The organism is Aeromonas schubertii (genome assembly GCF_000820105.1).
GTDB classification, from domain to species: Bacteria; Pseudomonadota; Gammaproteobacteria; order Enterobacterales; family Aeromonadaceae; genus Aeromonas; species Aeromonas schubertii.
In genome coordinates, this window is record NZ_CDDB01000110.1 from 1 (window position 1) to 17,667 (window position 17,667).

A 17,667-nucleotide genomic window follows, 5' to 3' on the forward strand; every position below is an offset into this window, starting at 1 on the left:
CGGTGGCGTGAGCCAGAGCGTCGCGGTGGCGGCCGATGGCAGCTTCAGCGTCAGCGTGCCGGCGGGGACCACCGGCTTTGCGGTCAAGGTCAGTACCATCGATGATACCCAGCAGGAAACTTCGGAACGCTACAACCTGACTGCTACGGCTAATGGTTATGGCACGACCGGTACTGCCACCATCATCGACAACGATGCTCCTCCCACTGTGGTGATCAATAAACCTGCGGTGGTGTCCGAAGAGGGGCTGGCTAACGGGTTGCCTGATGCCGCAGGTAATACTGATACCACCAATGCGACCGTCGCCAGCGGCACTATTACCGTGGGGGATGCCGATAGCAGTAGCGTGACGGTCAGCCTCACTGGTCCAGCCGGGCTCAAGTCCGGCGGGCTGGATGTGAAGTGGAACTGGGATGCATCAGGCAAGGTGTTGACCGGGTATACCGGTACCTTGGGTGGTACGGACTATAAGGCCGTGCTTGATGTCAAACTGACCGCACCTGCAGGAAGTACCAAAGGCGATTGGGGTTATGACGTAACTCTGAAAGGTGCTCTCGATCACCCGGTGACGGGTACCGAGGACTCGCTGAGCTTCAACGTCGGAGTTTCTGTTTCTGATGGACAGAGCACTACGGTTGGTTCGCTGCCTATCACTGTTGAGGATGATGCGCCGATTGCCGGTGACAGTGCCGCTGTCTCCGTGGTTAACACCCATATTCCGGATGTTTTGACCGGTAAATTCAGCCTGACTGGATATTCCGGTGACAAGTCGGAGATCGATGCTGGTCGTTTCACCATTACGGCCAAGGGGTTCGAATCTGCCACCTCCTCCAAGTTGATCGATGCCTCTGTCAATGGCTCGCCGGATGGCCTCGGGGTCAAGAGCGTAGGGGCGCCTTATCATAACCTGTCGAATGAAGTGGATTTCCGCAAGTTTGCGGATGGTTCCAGTGCCTCCGAGCAGCTGGTCTTCAAGCTCGATGCCGGGACGGTAGCCTATGGTGCCAAGCTCGAGTTCAGCAAGATCTATGGGGGTGAGCTTGAGAGCGGCGTGGTGGAGTTCTGGCGTGGCGGCGATCTGGTGGCGACCCAGACCTTTAGCTCCAACGCTCAAAGTGGCGACTATGCTGCCAACTTCCAGGTGCAGCAGGGTGGCTTTGATACCATGGTGGTCAGGGCTACTGATAACGGTAACTCCTTCAGTATCAAAGACAACAGTGACTTCACCATTAAGTCGATTGAATTCCTGGGTTCCTCGACTCCTCAGGCGATCGCCTATGGCTCCGGTTCGGTCAATCCCCAGTGGGGGGCGGACGGTAAAGGAGCGCTCGAGCTGGTGTCCGGTGAGAGTGGTCTCAGAACGGCCAGCGGTTCCTTGATTACCCTGATGGCCGATGGGGCAAATACCCTGCTCGGTAAGGATGCTGCCGGCCATCTTGTCTTCAAGATGGAGTTCACCCCGGCCACCGGCCAGTGGGAGTTCTTCCAGTATGAACAGATGCAGCGCCCGGTTGGGGATGGGGATATCGACTTTGTCTTCAGAGCCGTAGATAAGGATGGCGATGCCTCTTTGGGCAGCTTCGCGGTCAACCCGCTGAGCGCTCCCTCAATCGCGTCCGTCTCCGATGCATCGGCGACCGAAGGGGACGCTTTGGCTCACAGCGTTACGCTGACATCCGCGACCACTGTCGCGACCGAATACAGCTTCTCGATGGTGGGCAGTGGTGCAGCCCCGACCTCTGCAGGAGATGTGGGGACCCCCAGCTTCAGCAATGGGGTCAGTTACAACAGTCAAACAGGCAAGATTGTCGTGCCTGCCGGCGTCTCTGGCTTCACCGTTTCTATTCTTGCCGTTGACGATCGCCTCGTCGAGTCGGATGAGACGCTCCGACTCACCATTGGTGGGGTGAGTGGTTCTGGGGTAGTACACGATAATGATGCGGCTCCGACCCTGTCGATCACTGGACAGGTTCAACTCTCCGAGGAGGGGCTGAGCGGTGCTCTGCCCGACAATCAGGGCAATCCGGATACCACCAATGGCATCATTGCATCTGGCAAACTGATCGTCGGAGATGTCGATAGCAATCAGGTCAATGTCACACTTGCCGGTCCCGTCGGACTGACATCGGGTGGCAGTGCGATTACCTGGAGCATGTCTGGGCAGACACTGCTGGGCAGTGCCAATGGTAAACCAGTACTTGAGGTCAAACTGACCCCGCCGAACGGCTCGGGCAAGGGGGAGTGGGGTTATCAGGTCACCCTCAAGGGGCCGGTCGATCATTCGGTGGCAGGGCAGGAAGATACCCTTCGCTTCGATCTGGATGTGAGAGTCTCCGATGGCCAGTCGGTGACCACAGGCAAGCTTCCGATCACCATTGAGGACGACAGTCCCGTGGTGGTGACACCTCAGGCCGGGCATATCGAGGGTTCCGGTATTCAGAGCAACCTGATGCTGATTGTGGATGTGTCTGGCTCTATGAAGGATCCCTCTGGCGTACCCGGCAAGACGAGACTGGATATTGCCAAGGAGTCACTCATTTCCCTGCTCAATACCTATGACAGTCTGGGTAGCACCAAGGTGCGCATCGTGACGTTCAGCAGTGGAGCAGATGACATCGGTGAGCGCTGGATGACGGTGACTGAGGCCAAGGCCCATATCTGGTCCTTGAGTGCAGATGGGGGTACCAACTACAAGGATGCCATCAACGAGAGTATCGATGCATTTGCCGACCAGGGTAAATTGACGGGGCAGGGGGTGCAGAATGTCAGTTATTTCTTCTCTGACGGAGAACCATGGACCGGCTATGGTGTCCCCGAGAGCACTTGGCTGAACTTCCTCAAGGCAAATGACATCAAGAGCTACTCGCTGGGTATGGGGTCTGGGATTAATCAAAATGCGCAGACCGCGCTCAACCTGGCTGCCTATGATGGCGTATCCGAGCAGAACACTGATGCCATTGTTGTGACCGATATGAGCAAGCTGGATCAGGTGATCAGCGGCACGGTACAGCGCTCCGTCAGCGGCGATCTCTTTGGTCAGGCTGGAACGGGGGCCGGTGCCGATGGCGGGGCCATCAGCTCGGTGCGTGTCGATGGCCACGTTTATACCATCGAGAATGGACGTCTTGTCAGCGGTGCCGATCAGGGGGGCAGCTATGATGCCCAGCATCAACAACTGCAGATCACTCTGGATAATGGTGACAAGCTGACCGTCGGGTTGGTAACCGGTGAGTATCTCTACCAGACCCAGCAGCATGGTGCCCAGACCAAGAATATTGGCTTCGATCTGCTCGATGCCGATGGTGACAAGGCCACGGGTAACCTGAACCTGGTGATCGAGCCGTCAGATAACGGCAGGACGTTTGCCGGGCAGGATGGAGACGATCACCTCACCGTGCTCGATGCCAGCCGAGTGCATGTCGCCCTTGGTGGCGTGCTGGGCAGCGGCCCTCAGGAGATGACCGAAGTCAATGTCGATACCCGTGCCGGTGTGACCCTGTACGGTGGTAAGGGGAATGATCATCTGACCGGTGGTGCGGGCGACGATACCCTGATCGGTGGTACCAATGGGCATGGAACGTCGGGGGCGGCACCTGGCGGCAGCGGCAAGCTCTATTACGGGGATCTGCTGACCGGTGGCGATGGTGCCGATACCTTCCTCTGGAAGCAGGGAGATGCTCTCGAGCAGGGGGCTGTCGGCAATAATACGCCTCCCCATGCCATCGACTACATCACCGACTTCCATGTGGAGCATGGTAATGAGTGGCAGCAAAGCAGCAATGGATGGAATACCTTCCGAAGTGTTGATATTGCCGACTCCGACAAGCTGGATCTCTCCGATATGCTGGATCACAGCGGTAGCAAGTTGGAGAGTGATCTTGGCAAGCTGCTCTCGGCCTTTGAGGCCACCGATGGCGTGCATCTGCAGGTAAAAGCGTCGGAAGGAAGCAGCGTGATCAGCCAGGAGATCGTTCTGCTGGGCCACTCTTTCGAGACGATCACTGGAGACAGTAACGGCAAGGTATCCGGTGGTAGTGAGTGGGCCTCCCAACAGGTGATCAACTACCTGTTGCAGAACCATCTGCTCGATATCGACAAGTAAGTTGTCATCAGCAATACAAGGCGGCGGGATTATCCCGCCGCTTTTTTATGGTGCAGAGGCGCGAAGAGGACAATAAAAAAGAGGAGCCATGGCTCCTCTCTTCGTTTCACCGGCTCACTCAGACGAGTTTGACGTTCTCGGCCTGGGGGCCCTTCTTGCCCTGGGTCACGGTGAACTGGACCTTCTGACCTTCAGCCAGGGTCTTGAAACCGTCGGACTGGATGGAGGAGAAGTGAACGAAAACGTCCGGGCCCTGAGCCTGCTCGATAAAGCCGAAGCCCTTGGTTTCGTTGAACCATTTAACCTGGCCGGTGCGAATATCAGACATGTGTCAATCCTATCAATAACAGAGGTACACAGACCCAACGTGAGGGTCAACAGATCGAAGGAGCAGGCGCCTGTCTTGGTGGCAAGCAACAAATCCCTGTTCCAAGCGGGATCGATTCTACGAGGGGGGAATGACAAGTCAAAGACGGGATTACGGTTTTATGAGCAAGCTTAAAATATTGAAAGAATGGGGAGGCGCCGCCTCCCCATCCGGGGATCAGGGGTTGCCAATCTCTTTTTGTATGAACCCTTCGTTTTCGCGCACATAGCGATAGATGGGCTCTCCTTTATCGCGGATCTCGACCCGCTGGATCCGGCGGTCGGCGTCGAGCAGCACATAGACGGATTTACCCGCCTGCAGGCGCGTCAGGGGACGATCCGGCCCCTCGATGGCGACCAGGCGGCTGAGCTCGGCGCCCGGCAGCTGGAATTTGCGGAAAACGGCAAACAGGGTCTCCCCGGCATCGACCTCATGGGTGAGCCAGTTCCATCCGGCCGGCAGCTTCTCGACCGCCTTGGGCTTGGGCTGGATGGGTTGACCGCTGGCCGTTTGCTGGGCCTGAACCGGTACGGCGATGGGGACCGCCAGCGAGCCGGAGGGGGCGCTCTGCACCGGCAGCTCATCGCTCGGTTGCCAGGCCAGGAGCAGCAGCCAGAGGGGCACTAACAGCGCCAGGGCTATGGTGTGACGGCGCGGGAGCCCGCCTGTGACGATGAGGCGTTTCTTCCCGTCATCCCCGGCAGAGCGCTTGGGGCGAGCCGCATCGGTGCGAGCGCCGGCATTCGCCCGCGCCTCTTTCCACTCCTGGATTTTGAGCTGGACACGTTGGAGCAGGTTGCTGTCGGGTTGGCGCCCTGCTCTGGCACGGCGATGTTGGCCACGGGGACGACGATCCGGAGTCGGCACAGGGTTTTCCTCTTACTGCATTGCCTCCACAGGCAAATTCGGCGCCTATGGTAAACGGACTCGCCCCCGAGGGGGAGAGTCCGCAAGAGGAAAATTACTTATTTGAGGCGGAACTGACCGAGCAGACGCTGCAGTTGATTGGCTGCCTCGCGCAGTGCCTGGCTGGCCTGGGCCGTCTGGGTGGCATCCTGGGCGATCTCGGTGGCCAGGGTATTGGTCTTGGAGAGGTTGCCAGAGACGGTTTCGGAGACGGTGCTCTGCTCCTCGGCCGCAGACGCTATCTGATAGGTCATGTCGTTGATGGTCGAGATGGCCTGGTAGATGGCCCCCAATGCCTCCTCGGCCTGATCGGCCTCACCGACCGCCTGATGAGTCAATTGTTGACTCAGGCTGATGGCCTGCACCGCATTGTCGGAGCTCTGGCGGATCTTCTCGATCAGCTCCTGAGTGTTTTGCACCGCCTGCTGGGTGTTGCCGGCCAGCTTGCGTACCTCGTCGGCGACCACGGCGAAGCCACGGCCTTGCTCGCCGGCCCGCGCGGCCTCGATGGCGGCGTTGAGGGCCAGCAGATTGGTCTGATCGGCGATCCCCTGAATAACGGTGAGTATGCTGGTGATCTGCTCGCTGTCCTTGGCCAGGCTGTCGACCACCTCTGCCCCTCGGCCGGCTTCATCGGCGACCTTGTGCATCGACTTGATCATCTGCTGGAAGCGGCTCTTGCCCTGATCGGCCGCCTGCTGGGCCTGCTTGGCCGAGTTGGCGGTGTTGTTGGCATGGGTGGCCACCTCCTGGCTCACATAGGACATCTCCTGTACCGCGGTGAGCATCTGATCCATCTCGGCCTGATGATGCTGCAAGTTGTTGTCGGTACGGGCGGCTATCTGATCGGTCTCACCGGCGTGACGGTTGACCTGTCCTGCGGTCGTCAATACGTCTCCCAGCAGGTGCTGCAACTTGTCGATGAAGCGGTTGATCCCCTTGGAGAGGGCCCCCAGCTCATCGACGGAGCGGGTGGTGAGACGCTTGGTGAGATCCCCTTCGCCATCGGCGATGTCATCGACCAGGGTCACCATCTGGCGGATTGGGCCTGTGATGGCGCGGGCGATCATGACCATGGTCAGCAGAGCCAATACCAGAACGACCAAGGCGCCGATCAGTTGCTGAGTCACGGCGGCGCGGTTCATGTCGGTGAGCTGGCTCTCCAGTTGGTCGGCCCGCTCGAGCACCACGCTATAGGGCAGGGTGACTATGATGGCCCAGTTGCGAGCCAGACCGGGTACGGCGATAGGGACCGAGATACGGAAGGCGCCGTCGAGTTCCTGGCGTTGCACCTCCGGCTTGAGGTAGTGGCTCCACTGCTCACCCAGCAGGCTCTTGGCATGCTGACCCAGGACGCTGTCGTTGCCACTGGTGCCCGTGATAACGCCGGCGGCACTGACGATCAGGGTTTCCCCCTTGCCGTCGTAAATGTTGGCGTTCAGGCTCTTGGCCTGCTGACTGATGGCGCCCACCTCGAGATCGACGGCGACGATGCCGCGAAAGCGCCCGTCAGCCATGATGGGGGTCGTAATGGTGCTCACCATTACCTTCTGGCCGTTAATATCGACCTGGAACGGATCGATGAGGCAGGAGCGCTCCTCCCGCTGCGGGCAGGCATAGTAGTCATTGGCCGGGTTCCCAAACTCATCGGTGTCCCCCTTCTCGATGGAGAGCAGCAGATCGCTGCCGATGGTGTTGCCCTCCTTGTAGTAGTAGGGGACGAAGCGGCCCTGGGCATCGCTGCCGGACTCTCCCTGGCCTGCAAAGCTGGCGTCCTGCCCGTCGAAACCGTTTGGGGCAAAGCCGGCGAAGCTGCCATAGAGGGAGGTGTCGAGCATCAGCTGGGCGTGGAGCAACTTGATCGCCTCGGCGCGGCTGATGGCCAGTTTCCCCTCCTGCTGCAGGGCAAAGGTGCCGGCGAGAGACTGGGTGTAGGAGAGGCTCTTTTGCAGCAACTGGGTGATCACTGCCGCCTCGGCACGGGCGTTGGCCGTGACTTTCTGCCAGGCCTCCTCCTGCAGAGCATGACGGCTGGAGTCGACCGTCAATTGCTGGGTCTGGCGACCCGAGTATTGGTTGAGGAGGATGAGCAGGGACAGGGCGACGGTCATGGCGACCCCCGCCATGACCAGGATCCGGGTCTGGATGGAGCGGAACTGCATTGTCATGTTCCTTATGAGGCTGATTTGTTATGTTTATCGACCGCTGCAGCAGGATCTGGAGCGGTTCGGGCAAGGAATGAGTAGCTAATCCCAATTTTCATCCCGATTTTGGGATCATTTTCAAACTTCTTGGTTTACAAGGTCTTTATCCGAATCATGGCGCCCTTTTCCCATCTGGCGGCAGGGGTGCTAAAATGCCGCCGTTTTTACGGCGAATCGGCCCTCGACCGGGCCCACACACAAGGCTTAACCATGAAAGTCAAAACCCGCTTTGCTCCCAGCCCGACCGGCTTCCTGCACGTCGGCGGTGCCCGTACCGCGCTCTACTCCTGGCTGTTTGCCAAGAATCAGGGTGGTGAATTCGTGCTGCGTATCGAGGATACCGATCTGGAACGTTCCACCCAGGAGGCCATCGACGCCATCATCGAGGGCATGGCGTGGCTGGGGCTGGGCTGGGACGAGGGTCCCTACTACCAGACCAAGCGTTTTGACCGCTACAACGCCCTGATCGACGAGATGCTGGCCGACGGCCGCGCCTACAAGTGCTACTGCTCCAAGGAGCGCCTGGAAGCCCTGCGTGAAGGCCAGATGGCCAGCGGCGAGAAGCCGCGCTACGATGGCAAGTGCCGTGATGGCGCCCACGATCACCCGGCCGACGCCCCCCACGTGATCCGCTTCCGTAATCCGACCGAGGGCTCTGTGGTGTTCGACGACCACGTGCGCGGCCGCATCGAGTTCGCCAACACCGAGCTCGACGATCTCATCATCCGCCGTACCGACGGCGCCCCCACCTATAACTTCTGCGTGGTGGTGGACGACTGGGACATGGAGATCACCCACGTGGTGCGTGGTGAAGACCACATCAACAACACCCCGCGCCAGATCAACATCTACAAGGCCCTGAACGCCCCCGTGCCGGAATTTGCCCACGTCTCCATGATCCTGGGTGACGATGGCGCCAAGCTCTCCAAGCGCCACGGCGCCGTCTCCGTCATGCAGTATCGTGATGACGGCTACCTGCCGGAGGCCCTGCTGAACTACCTGGTGCGTCTGGGTTGGTCCCATGGGGATCAGGAGATCTTCACCCTGGACGAGATGATCAAGCTGTTTAGCCTGGATGCCATCTCCAAGTCGGCCTCGGCGTTTAACACCGACAAACTGCTGTGGCTCAACAATCACTACATGCGCACCCTGGATCCGGCCTATGTGGCCAAGCACCTGGCCTGGCACATGGCCGATCAGCAGATCGACACCGCCAATGGCCCCGAGCTGACCGCTGTCATCACCTTGCTGGCCGAGCGCTGCAACACCCTGCGCGAGTTGGCCGCCCAGAGCCGCTACTTCTTCGAGGAGTATGAGGCCATCGACGAGGCTGCCGCCAAGAAGCACCTGCGCGGTGTTGCCGCCGAGCCCCTGGCCCTGGCCAGGCAGAAGCTGGCTGCTCTGGAGAGCTGGACCACCGAGTCCCTGCATCTGGTGATCGAGGCCACTGCCACCGAGTTGGGGCAGGGGATGGGCAAGGTTGGCATGCCGCTGCGTGTGGCCGTGACCGGTCTGGGCCAGTCACCCTCCATCGATGCCGTCATGGCTCTGGTGGGCAAGGAGCGCGTGCTGGGTCGCATCGATCGCGCCCTGGCGTACATCACCGAGCGCATGGCCGCCGAATAAACTGCCCTTGTGCGACGAGAACGGGCCCCGTGATGGGGCCCGTTTTTTTTGTATCGCGGAAACGAAGAAAGCCAGTCATGGGACTGGCTTTCTGGTCACTCAGAGGGAATTACATGCTCTGGGTGAAGGTGCGGGTGATGACGTCGCGCTGCTGCTCCGGGGTCAGGGCATTGAAGCGAACGGCATAACCGGATACACGGATGGTCAGCTGGGGGTACTTCTCCGGATGCTCGACGGCATCTTCCAGCGTCTCGCGGCTCAGCACGTTGACGTTCAGGTGCTGGCCACCTTCGACCTGGGGAGCGGCTTGAATGGCGACTTCGCGGTATTCGAACTTGCCCAGCTCGGCAACCTTGACCTGCTGATCGGCGGTGAAGGCGTCACCCTTTACGCAGATGCAACGAGCTTCCTGGTTGGCTTCGTCCAGCAGCCAGAAAGAGTTCAGCAGTGCGGCGTTGTCGGCGTGGGTGATTTGGATGCCCTTGATCATGGTACGACTCCTGTTGAGAGCGGATGGATTGTAAGGAAGTTACCCACGATCATGGAAAAGGGGCTGCCGCCTTACACCTTTAATTCGTCGAAGGCATATATACCATGGTGGTAATAGTACGAAAATTGATTTAAATCAAAAAATATCCATTTAGCCCCGCTTGTTTCAATATAAACAATTGAGCGCAATCAATAAAATGTGATTTTTAATGTGTTGTTAAGGTGTCTTTGTAATATATCAAATGATGCTTAATGTTGTAAATAAACTACAGGTTTTCGTGTGTTTCCCGGTAGTAACCTGCTGTGCCTCTGCCGTGAATGATGGGTAAATGGGCTAGGCTTCCATAGGGTACTGGTGCTGGAGGCAGGCATGAAGATCGGGTGGTGGGCGGCGCTCATGCTGCTCTGGTTCCAGTGGGTACAGGGGCAGGAGGTGCGCATCGCGGTGGGAGAGTGGCCGCCCTATGTCGGTGCCGAATTACCCCGACAGGGATTTCTCTGCGAGTTGGTGAAAGAGGCCTTTCATGAGGTAGGAATCGAGGCGAGCTTCCACTTCTTTCCCTGGCAGCGAGCCTACAAGTTGACCCTGGCCGGCGAGTTCGAGGCCACTATGCCCTGGTTCCGCTCAGCCCAGAGGGAACAAGCTTTCTACTATTCACTGCCTCTGGGGCACTTCACGACCCGGCTCTTCGCATTGGCGGATCGCCCCCTGCCCGGGTTGCGCTCCTTACAGGGCTACAAGGTGGGTGGCACCCGGGGTTACTACTATGGTGAGATGTTTGCGTCCCTGCAGAACGAGCTGGAGATGGAGTGGTCCATGAGCGATGAGCAGACTCTGGGCAAGCTGCTACTCGGACGCACCGATGTCATGGTGATGGATGAGCAGGTGGTCCTCGCCCTGCTTAAGGAGAAGGGGATCCCCAGAACGCGGTTGCACTCCCATTCCGAGCCCGTATGGTCTGAGGAGGGGGTCTTGCTGATCCCGCGCCGGTTACCCAATGCCGACGCCCTGGTGAATAAACTCAATGTAGGCCTTGGCCGGTTGCACGATAGCGGGCGTTTTACCCGTTACTGGCAGCCGCAACCGTGAGTTGCACCCACCGACACCAGGGCCTATTCTGGGCCCTTTCGTCGATGATGTGAGGGTTAGCAAGGTGCAAAGCTGGAGTGATGTGCTCGGGGCCGAGAAAGAGCAGGAGTATTTCAGGCAGACCATGGCCACGGTGCGGGCCGAGCGCGAGTCGGGCAAGATCGTCTATCCCCCGGCCGCCGATGTTTTCAATGCCTTCAAGTTCACCGAGCTGGGCGATATCAAGGTGGTGATTTTGGGTCAGGATCCTTACCACGGCCCCAACCAGGCGCACGGCCTCTGTTTCTCCGTCCAGCACGGGGTACGTATACCGCCCTCCCTCGTCAACATCTATAAGGAGATGGAGCGGGATCTGCCCGGCTTCACGGCCCCTGCTCACGGTTATCTCGAGAGCTGGGCACGCCAGGGGGTATTGCTGCTCAATACCGTCCTCACGGTACAGGCCGGTATGGCGCATTCCCATGCTCATCTCGGCTGGGAGACTTTCACCGACCGGGTCATCGAGGTGATCAATGCCTCCCGTGAAGGGGTCGTGTTCCTGCTGTGGGGAGCCCATGCCCAGAAGAAGGGGCGCATCATCGACAGAGGGCGCCACCATGTACTGACGGCGCCTCATCCCAGCCCCCTCTCGGCCCACCGGGGTTTTATCGGCTGCGGCCACTTTTCAGAGACCAATCGCCTGCTCGAGAGTGCCGGTTTGGCCCCCATCGATTGGACTTCCGTCTGCCGATAGATTGACCGGATTCAAAGATGGTTCATTTATTGCGCATATAATACGGGTAAAAGACTCCCTTTCATGTTCAGCGCAAGGAGTGCCGCCATGTTGTCCAGTCTGCATCAGGAACACATCAATATTGCCAAGTTACTGGCCCTGCTCAAGCGCAAGCTGCTGGCGATCCGGGCCGAGGAGAAGGTGAGTTATCACCTGATCCGCGATGTGGTCGATTATCTGGGTGAGGTTGCCGACAAGCGCCACCACCCCAAGGAAGACATGATCTACGACTACTACCTCAGATACCGGGTGGTCGACGGGGATGTGGGTAACCGCTTGCATGAGGAGCACCAGAAGCTGGTTGAGAGTGGTCGTGAACTCAAGGAAATGGTGGAGATGATCCTCCTCGATGCGGTGATCCCGCTGGATCAATTTACCGCCAAGCTGGAGCAGTTCATCACCCTGCAAGAGAATCACATGAACTACGAGGAGAAGGTTGTCTTCCCTCTGCTGCGGGAATCCCTGACCGAGGATGACTGGCGCAGTCTCGAACAGAGTTGGCTGGTCCATGCCCAGGCCGATCCCCTGTTTGGGCCTGAGGTGGCGCAGCATTTTCGCGATCTGGCCGAGCGACTGGCCCTGCATTGAGGCGCACATAAAGCAGAGACCCCGCCGAAGCGGGGTCTCTCTTTTAGAGGCTTAGAAGTCGATATCGTCGCGCGCACCATCATAGGCGATGTCGATGGACTGCAGCTCCTTTTGCAGGCGATGCTTGTCTTTCAGCGCTTCGATCTCTCTCCATTTCCTTTTTTTTCCCGTGCCCCGGCTGCGTGAACCGGGTTCAACAACATCTTCAAAATCGAAGTCGAACCTTTCCATGGTCACCTCCTGGATTTGTTGTAGTTGTCACCATCGATATATCACAACCACCCCAAAATTAAAACGTTTGCGTGACAGGTCGGTGACAACCATAAAAAAGGGCAGCCGATGGCTGCCCTTGGACCCGAATGGCCTATCAGAGTTTGCTGGCCAGCATGGCTTCCAGTTTGCCCTGATCGACGGCGAACAGGCGGATGCCCTCGGCCAGTTTCTCGACGGCCATGGCATCCTGGTTCAGCTCCCAGCGGAACTCGGTCTCGCTCATGGGGGTCGGCTTGGGTTGCTGTTCACCCTTGAACTCCAGCTTGCGCACCACGGCCCCTTCACTCTTGCTCAGCTCTTCCAGCAGTGCCGGGCCAATGGTCAGGCGGTCACAGCCGGCCAGCTCGAGGATCTCGCCGGTGTTGCGGAAGCTCGCACCCATGACCACTGTGTGGTAGCCGTGCTGCTTGTAGTAGTCGTAGATGGCGGTGACGGAGACCACGCCCGGATCTTCGGAAGCGGTGTAGTCACGGTTGTGCTTGGCCTTGTACCAGTCGAGGATACGGCCCACAAACGGAGAGATAAGGAATACACCGGCTTCGGCACAGGCGCGGGCCTGGGCGAAGGAGAAGAGCAGGGTCAGGTTGCACTGGATGCCCTCTTTCTCCAGCACCTCGGCGGCGCGGATCCCTTCCCAGGTGGAGGCCAGCTTGATCAGGATACGATCGTTGCTGATACCGGCTTCGTTGTAGAGACGCATCAGCTTGCGCGCCTTGGCGATGCTGCCCTCGGTGTCGAAGGAGAGGCGAGCGTCCACTTCAGTGGAGATGCGGCCCGGGACGATCTTCAGGATCTCGAGACCGATGTTGACGGCCAGTTTGTCACCGGCGTCGATGATCTGCTGGGCTTGGTCACTGCTTTGAGCCTTGGCCCAGGTGATGGCATCTTCGATCAGCGGTGCGTATTCGGGAATTTCGGAGGCCTTCAGCACCAGAGAGGGGTTGGTGGTGGCGTCGATGGGCTGGTAGCGTTTGATGGCTTCGATGTCGCCGGTGTCGGCAACCACAGTGGTCAGGGCTTTCAGCTGGGTGAGTTTGTCGGCCATAGCAGTGTCTATCTCTCTGTGTCGGGGGCATGCCCGGGTGGTGCGTCCGATTGCCTGAAAGTAAATTACAGCAGGCCCTCGTCAAAACGCGAAATTCGGTGCGCCGGCAGGGGCTGGCGGCAGCGCCTGCCTACTTAATACCTCCCGCCCCACTACTGCAAGGGGGGCGATTGTTGATGCTTTGACCTGCGGGGGGCAAGGTCGGGTTGATATCGCTCTATCCAATTGATAAATAATGACAAAGTGCCTACCACCCCACTCCCGGCTCGGGAGGGATAAAAATCTTATTTTTCACTCTTAATCAAGTTATGTGAACTCGATCACCACAAAGGTAATGAAAAGATCTTGAAATTTTCCTACATATAAACGTTTTGATGTTTTCACCCCGTTTGCGATGCCCTGTGGCGAAACGGTTTCCTGGCCACTGGATCAGGAAAAAATGCGGTAAAAGTGGAGCCAAAGGCGCTCAGCCGCGACAAAAAACCGGTGTCATTGGACAATAATTCGGCTTTTTTTCGTGAAATTGGCGGGGGAGGCTAGGTCATCTGCCCCCCCTGTGCTAGATTCCGGCCCTTTAGAAATTGCTCAAGCATGGGCAAGACAGACAGGATAAGACGGGGCTACGGCTACTGTCTTGGATGTTAATTAGAACGAGAATCTTATGGATACACTGATTGCACTGCTCAATGATCTGCTCTGGGGAGCGGTTCTCATCTACCTCCTCATTGGGGTCGGCATCTTCTTTACTGTTCGGCTCGGCTTCATCCAGGTTCGCCACTTTGGCCACATGTTCTCTGTGCTCAAGAACAGCCGTAAATCGGATCAGGCGGGGATCTCCTCCTTCCAGGCCCTCTGTACCAGCCTGGCTGCCCGGGTCGGTACCGGTAACCTGGCCGGTGTGGCCGTAGCCATCTACCTGGGTGGCCCCGGCGCCATCTTCTGGATGTGGCTGATCGCCTTCATCGGCATGGCGACCGCCTTTGCCGAGAGCGCCCTGGCCCAGCTCTACAAGGTCAAGGACGAGGATGGCAACTACCGCGGTGGTCCGGCCTACTACATGGAGAAGGGTCTTGGCATGCGCTGGATGGGGGTGGTGTTCTCCCTCTGCCTGTTGCTCGCCTTTGGTCTGGTCTTCAATGCGGTTCAGGCCAACTCCATCAGTCAGGCCATGAACGTGGCATTTGGTATTCCTGACTGGGTCAGCGGCATCGCCCTGATGGCCCTGGCTGGCCTCATTATCTTCGGCGGGATCCGCGGTATCGCACGCTTTGCCGAGATGGTGGTGCCCTTTATGGCGTTGGCCTACATCGCCATGGCCCTGGTCATCGTCATGATGAACATCACCGAGCTGCCGGGGGTGTTTGCCCTTATCTTCAAGTCGGCGTTCGGCATCGAACAGGCGGGCTCAGGCGCCCTGGGTTACGCCATCTCCCAGGCGATGATCAACGGCATCAAGCGTGGCCTCTTCTCCAACGAAGCGGGCATGGGCTCTGCTCCCAACGCGGCGGCCACCGCCACTCCCTATCCGCCGCACCCGGCCTCTCAGGGCTATGTGCAGATGCTGGGGGTGTTCATGGATACCCTAGTCATCTGTACCTGTACCGCCTCTATTATCCTGCTCTCCGGCCAGTTTGAGCCGGGTTCCGGGATCACCGGTGTCGAGTTGACCCAGCGGGCGCTCTCCTCCCAGGTCGGCAGCTGGGGCAACATCTTTATCGCGGCGGCCATCTTCTTCTTCGCCTTCACCTCCATAGTGGCGAACTACTCCTATGCCGAGACCAACCTCATCTTCCTCGAGCACAACCACAAGGCCGGCCTGCTGCTGTTCCGTCTGGTGGTGCTGGCGATGGTGATGTTTGGCTCCGTGGGTGAGCTGCCCACCGTCTGGGCCATGGCGGATGTCTCCATGGGGCTGATGGCGATTGTCAACCTGATCGCCATCCTGCTGCTCTCGGGCGTGGCGATCAAGCTGGCCAAGGATTACAACGATCAGCTCAAGCTGGGCAAGGTGCCCACCTTCGATGCCAACAAGTATCCCGAGATCCGCAGTCAGCTGGAGCCGGGGATCTGGGACAATCCCAAGTCCTGAGGCTATCGCCTGATGTGATAGAGAGGGGAGCCGTTGGCTCCCCTTTTTCATGGGCGACGTTCGGCCCAACGCTGCAGAAAGTCGAGCAGACCGGGTGGTGAGTAGGCCAGGTTGCAGCGCAGGAAGGGGGTGGCTGGCTGGCCCTGGCGAAACTGGCTGCCCGGGGCGAGCAGGAAACCGGCGGCGAGGGCATCCCCGGCGCATTGGGCTGCGTCCTGATGCCCCGGGGGGAGGCGGACCCAGGAGAAGAGGCCGCCAGCGGGGGGGCAGAAGCTTTGCCAGCCAATGCGCTCCAGGCCTCGCTCCCAACGCTCTGCCGCACTCTGAAGGCGGCCGCGCAGGCGGCTCAGCTCCCGCTCCCGCTCGGGCTCACCCAGCATGCGCAGGACCAGACGCTCACTCAACCCGGAGGAGGCGATGGCATTAAGAGCCTTGAGACGCATCAGGCGATCGACCCGTTCCGGGGTGCCGAGCAGGTAGCCGACCCGCAGGCCCGGTGCCAGGGTCTTGGCAAAACTGCCGATGTAGATGACACGCTCCAGGCCGGCGAGGGCTGCCAGGGTGGGGCCCCCCTCGCGCACCAGGGGGGCGCTCACGTCGTCCTCGACGATAAGGCAGTCGTGGGCCTCGGCCAACTGCAGCACCCGAAAGGCGGTGGCCGCCGAGTAGCTGGCGCCGGTCGGGTTGTGCAGTCTGGGATTGGTGAAGAAGAGGCGCGGACGATGCGCTTTGAGCAGGGTGGCGAGCTGCTGACAATCCGGCCCCTGTGCCGTCCAGGGGACGCCGACCACCCGCATGCCGCTCAGCTCGAGCAGAGCGAGCACGTTGCAGTAACCCGGATCATCGACCAGCACCGTCTCCCCGGCCCTGAGCTCTCCCTGGACCACCAGCGCCAGCGCCTGGCTTGCCCCCTGGGTCAGCAATACACCTTCGGGCGCGAGGGCGACGCCCTGCTCCCCGTGCTGTAGCCACAATCGCTGGCGCAGAGGCTGCCAGCCGGCGCTCTCTTCATAGTGACCTCCACAGTCGGGCTCTTTGGCCAGTTGGCGCATCGCCTTCTGCAGCAGTGCGTTGGGGTACCAGTCGGGGGGCAGCCAGCCGGCTCCGGGCTGAATGAGCTCGGGGGAGGGGGTGATGCGATGGTCGGTCAACCAGCGGGGTCCGGGAGTCGGGGGAGGAGGAAAGGGGGTATTCTGCTCGTCGCGCGCCACATAGTAGCCATCACCGGGACGGGCCAGCAGGGCTCCGCTCTGGGCCAGACGACCATAGGCATCGGCCACGGTAAAGGTGCTGATCCCGAGCTGGCTGGCGAGCTGCCGTACCGAGGGCAGGCGGCTGGCCGGCAGCAGGCGATGATCGCGGATCCCCTGCTCGATGGCATGCATCAGTTGTCGCACCAGGGTACCGTGGCGGGGATCCAGAGTGAGTGGGGGCATCCGTATAGCACCTCGGGCCTGTACAGTGTGATGGTGTGTTAATGGATTGTATATGTTTTGTGGCCGTGTGATGCAATAGCCTGATGCTTCCAAGGATGAGGAGACAGACCATGAAACTTGTGACATTGATGCTGGGTTCTCTGCTGGTGAGTGGCGCCGTGCAGGCGACCGAGCCCGTGCTTCGTATCGCCACTGACGGCACCTTCCCCCCCTACAGCATGGTCAAGCCGGATGGTTCCCTGGCCGGTTTCGACGTGGACATCGCCAACGCCCTCTGCAGCGAGATGAAGGCGAAGTGCAAGATAGTGCAGTACGACTTTGACGGCATGTTCCCGGCCCTCAAGGCGCGCAAGTTTGACGCCATCGTCGCCTCCATGGCCATCACGGAGGAGCGCAAGAAGGCGGTGGCCTTCAGCGACAAATATGAGGGGGGCTACTCCAGCTTCATGGGGCCCAAGGGAACGACCCTGAGCGGTGAGCCGGATGCCATGAAGGGGCAGAAAATCGGTGTTCAGATGGGATCGATCCAGGAGAACTATGCCCGCGATATCTATGGCAAGGCGGGGGCCTCGGTGGTCACCTATGGCTCACCGGAGCAGGCCTGGCTCGATCTGCAGGCGGGGCGCCTCAACGCCATCGTGGTCGAGATAGGGGTGGGGGTGGAGTTCAAGAAGCGGGAG

General features: G+C 59.5%; 14 protein-coding genes. 7 read left to right on the plus strand and 7 right to left on the minus strand.

What is annotated here, in order from left to right; all coding sequences use genetic code 11:
- The first annotated feature begins 25 nt into the window (after positions 1–25).
- Positions 26–4,102 (plus strand): VWA domain-containing protein, encoded by a 4,077-nt coding sequence (locus BN1133_RS19315; RefSeq protein WP_058628327.1) that lies wholly within the window; start codon positions 26–28, stop codon positions 4,100–4,102.
- 118 nt (positions 4,103–4,220) lie between these two features.
- On the opposite strand, the gene BN1133_RS19320 is transcribed toward BN1133_RS19315, so the two are convergent.
- The 3 genes from BN1133_RS19320 to BN1133_RS19330 all read right to left on the minus strand — a co-directional run bounded on the left by BN1133_RS19320 (position 4,221) and on the right by BN1133_RS19330 (position 7,537).
- Positions 4,221–4,430 (minus strand): cold-shock protein, encoded by a 210-nt coding sequence (locus BN1133_RS19320; RefSeq protein ID WP_050668080.1) that lies wholly within the window; start codon positions 4,428–4,430, stop codon positions 4,221–4,223.
- Between the two features lie 216 nt (positions 4,431–4,646).
- Positions 4,647–5,336 (minus strand): LysM-like peptidoglycan-binding domain-containing protein, encoded by a 690-nt coding sequence (locus BN1133_RS19325; RefSeq protein WP_050668081.1) that lies wholly within the window; start codon positions 5,334–5,336, stop codon positions 4,647–4,649.
- 98 nt (positions 5,337–5,434) lie between these two features.
- Positions 5,435–7,537, minus strand: a complete 2,103-nt coding sequence (locus tag BN1133_RS19330) for a methyl-accepting chemotaxis protein (RefSeq protein WP_050668082.1) — start codon at positions 7,535–7,537, stop codon at positions 5,435–5,437.
- Positions 7,538–7,789: 252 nt separating this feature from the next.
- Here BN1133_RS19330 and gltX point away from each other — a divergent pair, with 252 nt between their 5' ends.
- On the plus strand, positions 7,790–9,205 hold the full coding sequence (gene gltX / locus BN1133_RS19335) for a glutamate--tRNA ligase (protein WP_050668083.1): 1,416 nt from the start codon (positions 7,790–7,792) through the stop codon (positions 9,203–9,205).
- Positions 9,206–9,314: 109 nt separating this feature from the next.
- Here gltX and grcA read toward each other — a convergent pair whose 3' ends face one another.
- Positions 9,315–9,695 (minus strand): autonomous glycyl radical cofactor GrcA, encoded by a 381-nt coding sequence (gene grcA / locus BN1133_RS19340; RefSeq protein WP_050668084.1) that lies wholly within the window; start codon positions 9,693–9,695, stop codon positions 9,315–9,317.
- A 369-nt stretch (positions 9,696–10,064) separates the two neighbouring features.
- Here grcA and BN1133_RS19345 point away from each other — a divergent pair, with 369 nt between their 5' ends.
- The 3 genes from BN1133_RS19345 to BN1133_RS19355 all read left to right on the plus strand — a co-directional run bounded on the left by BN1133_RS19345 (position 10,065) and on the right by BN1133_RS19355 (position 12,144).
- Positions 10,065–10,784: a substrate-binding periplasmic protein gene (locus BN1133_RS19345; protein WP_050668085.1), complete on the plus strand. Its 720-nt coding sequence runs from the start codon at positions 10,065–10,067 to the stop codon at positions 10,782–10,784.
- A 64-nt stretch (positions 10,785–10,848) separates the two neighbouring features.
- Positions 10,849–11,517, plus strand: coding sequence for a uracil-DNA glycosylase (ung, locus tag BN1133_RS19350; RefSeq protein WP_050668086.1), 669 nt, complete (start codon positions 10,849–10,851; stop codon positions 11,515–11,517).
- A gap of 87 nt (positions 11,518–11,604) precedes the next feature.
- Complete coding sequence (locus BN1133_RS19355; RefSeq protein ID WP_050668087.1) at positions 11,605–12,144, plus strand: hemerythrin domain-containing protein; 540 nt, start codon at positions 11,605–11,607, stop codon at positions 12,142–12,144.
- 51 nt (positions 12,145–12,195) lie between these two features.
- Here the strand turns inward: BN1133_RS19355 and BN1133_RS19360 are convergent, their stop codons facing one another.
- Together BN1133_RS19360 and tal are read right to left on the minus strand one after the other, a co-directional pair.
- The gene (locus BN1133_RS19360; RefSeq protein WP_050668088.1) at positions 12,196–12,375 is read right to left on the minus strand and encodes a DUF3545 family protein; all 180 of its coding nucleotides are present in this window, start codon (positions 12,373–12,375) and stop codon (positions 12,196–12,198) included.
- A gap of 136 nt (positions 12,376–12,511) precedes the next feature.
- Complete coding sequence (gene tal / locus BN1133_RS19365; protein ID WP_050668089.1) at positions 12,512–13,462, minus strand: transaldolase; 951 nt, start codon at positions 13,460–13,462, stop codon at positions 12,512–12,514.
- Positions 13,463–14,123: 661 nt separating this feature from the next.
- On the opposite strand from tal, the gene BN1133_RS19370 reads away from it, so the two are divergent.
- Positions 14,124–15,551 carry an alanine/glycine:cation symporter family protein gene (locus BN1133_RS19370; RefSeq protein WP_050668090.1) on the plus strand — a complete coding sequence of 476 codons (1,428 nt, stop codon included), beginning with the start codon at positions 14,124–14,126 and terminating at the stop codon, positions 15,549–15,551.
- 47 nt (positions 15,552–15,598) lie between these two features.
- Here BN1133_RS19370 and BN1133_RS19375 read toward each other — a convergent pair whose 3' ends face one another.
- Positions 15,599–16,987: an aminotransferase-like domain-containing protein gene (locus tag BN1133_RS19375; protein ID WP_050668091.1), complete on the minus strand. Its 1,389-nt coding sequence runs from the start codon at positions 16,985–16,987 to the stop codon at positions 15,599–15,601.
- A 110-nt stretch (positions 16,988–17,097) separates the two neighbouring features.
- On the opposite strand from BN1133_RS19375, the gene BN1133_RS19380 reads away from it, so the two are divergent.
- Positions 17,098–17,667 (plus strand): transporter substrate-binding domain-containing protein (locus tag BN1133_RS19380; RefSeq protein ID WP_197273690.1); only part of this gene is annotated, 570 nt, incomplete at its 3' end.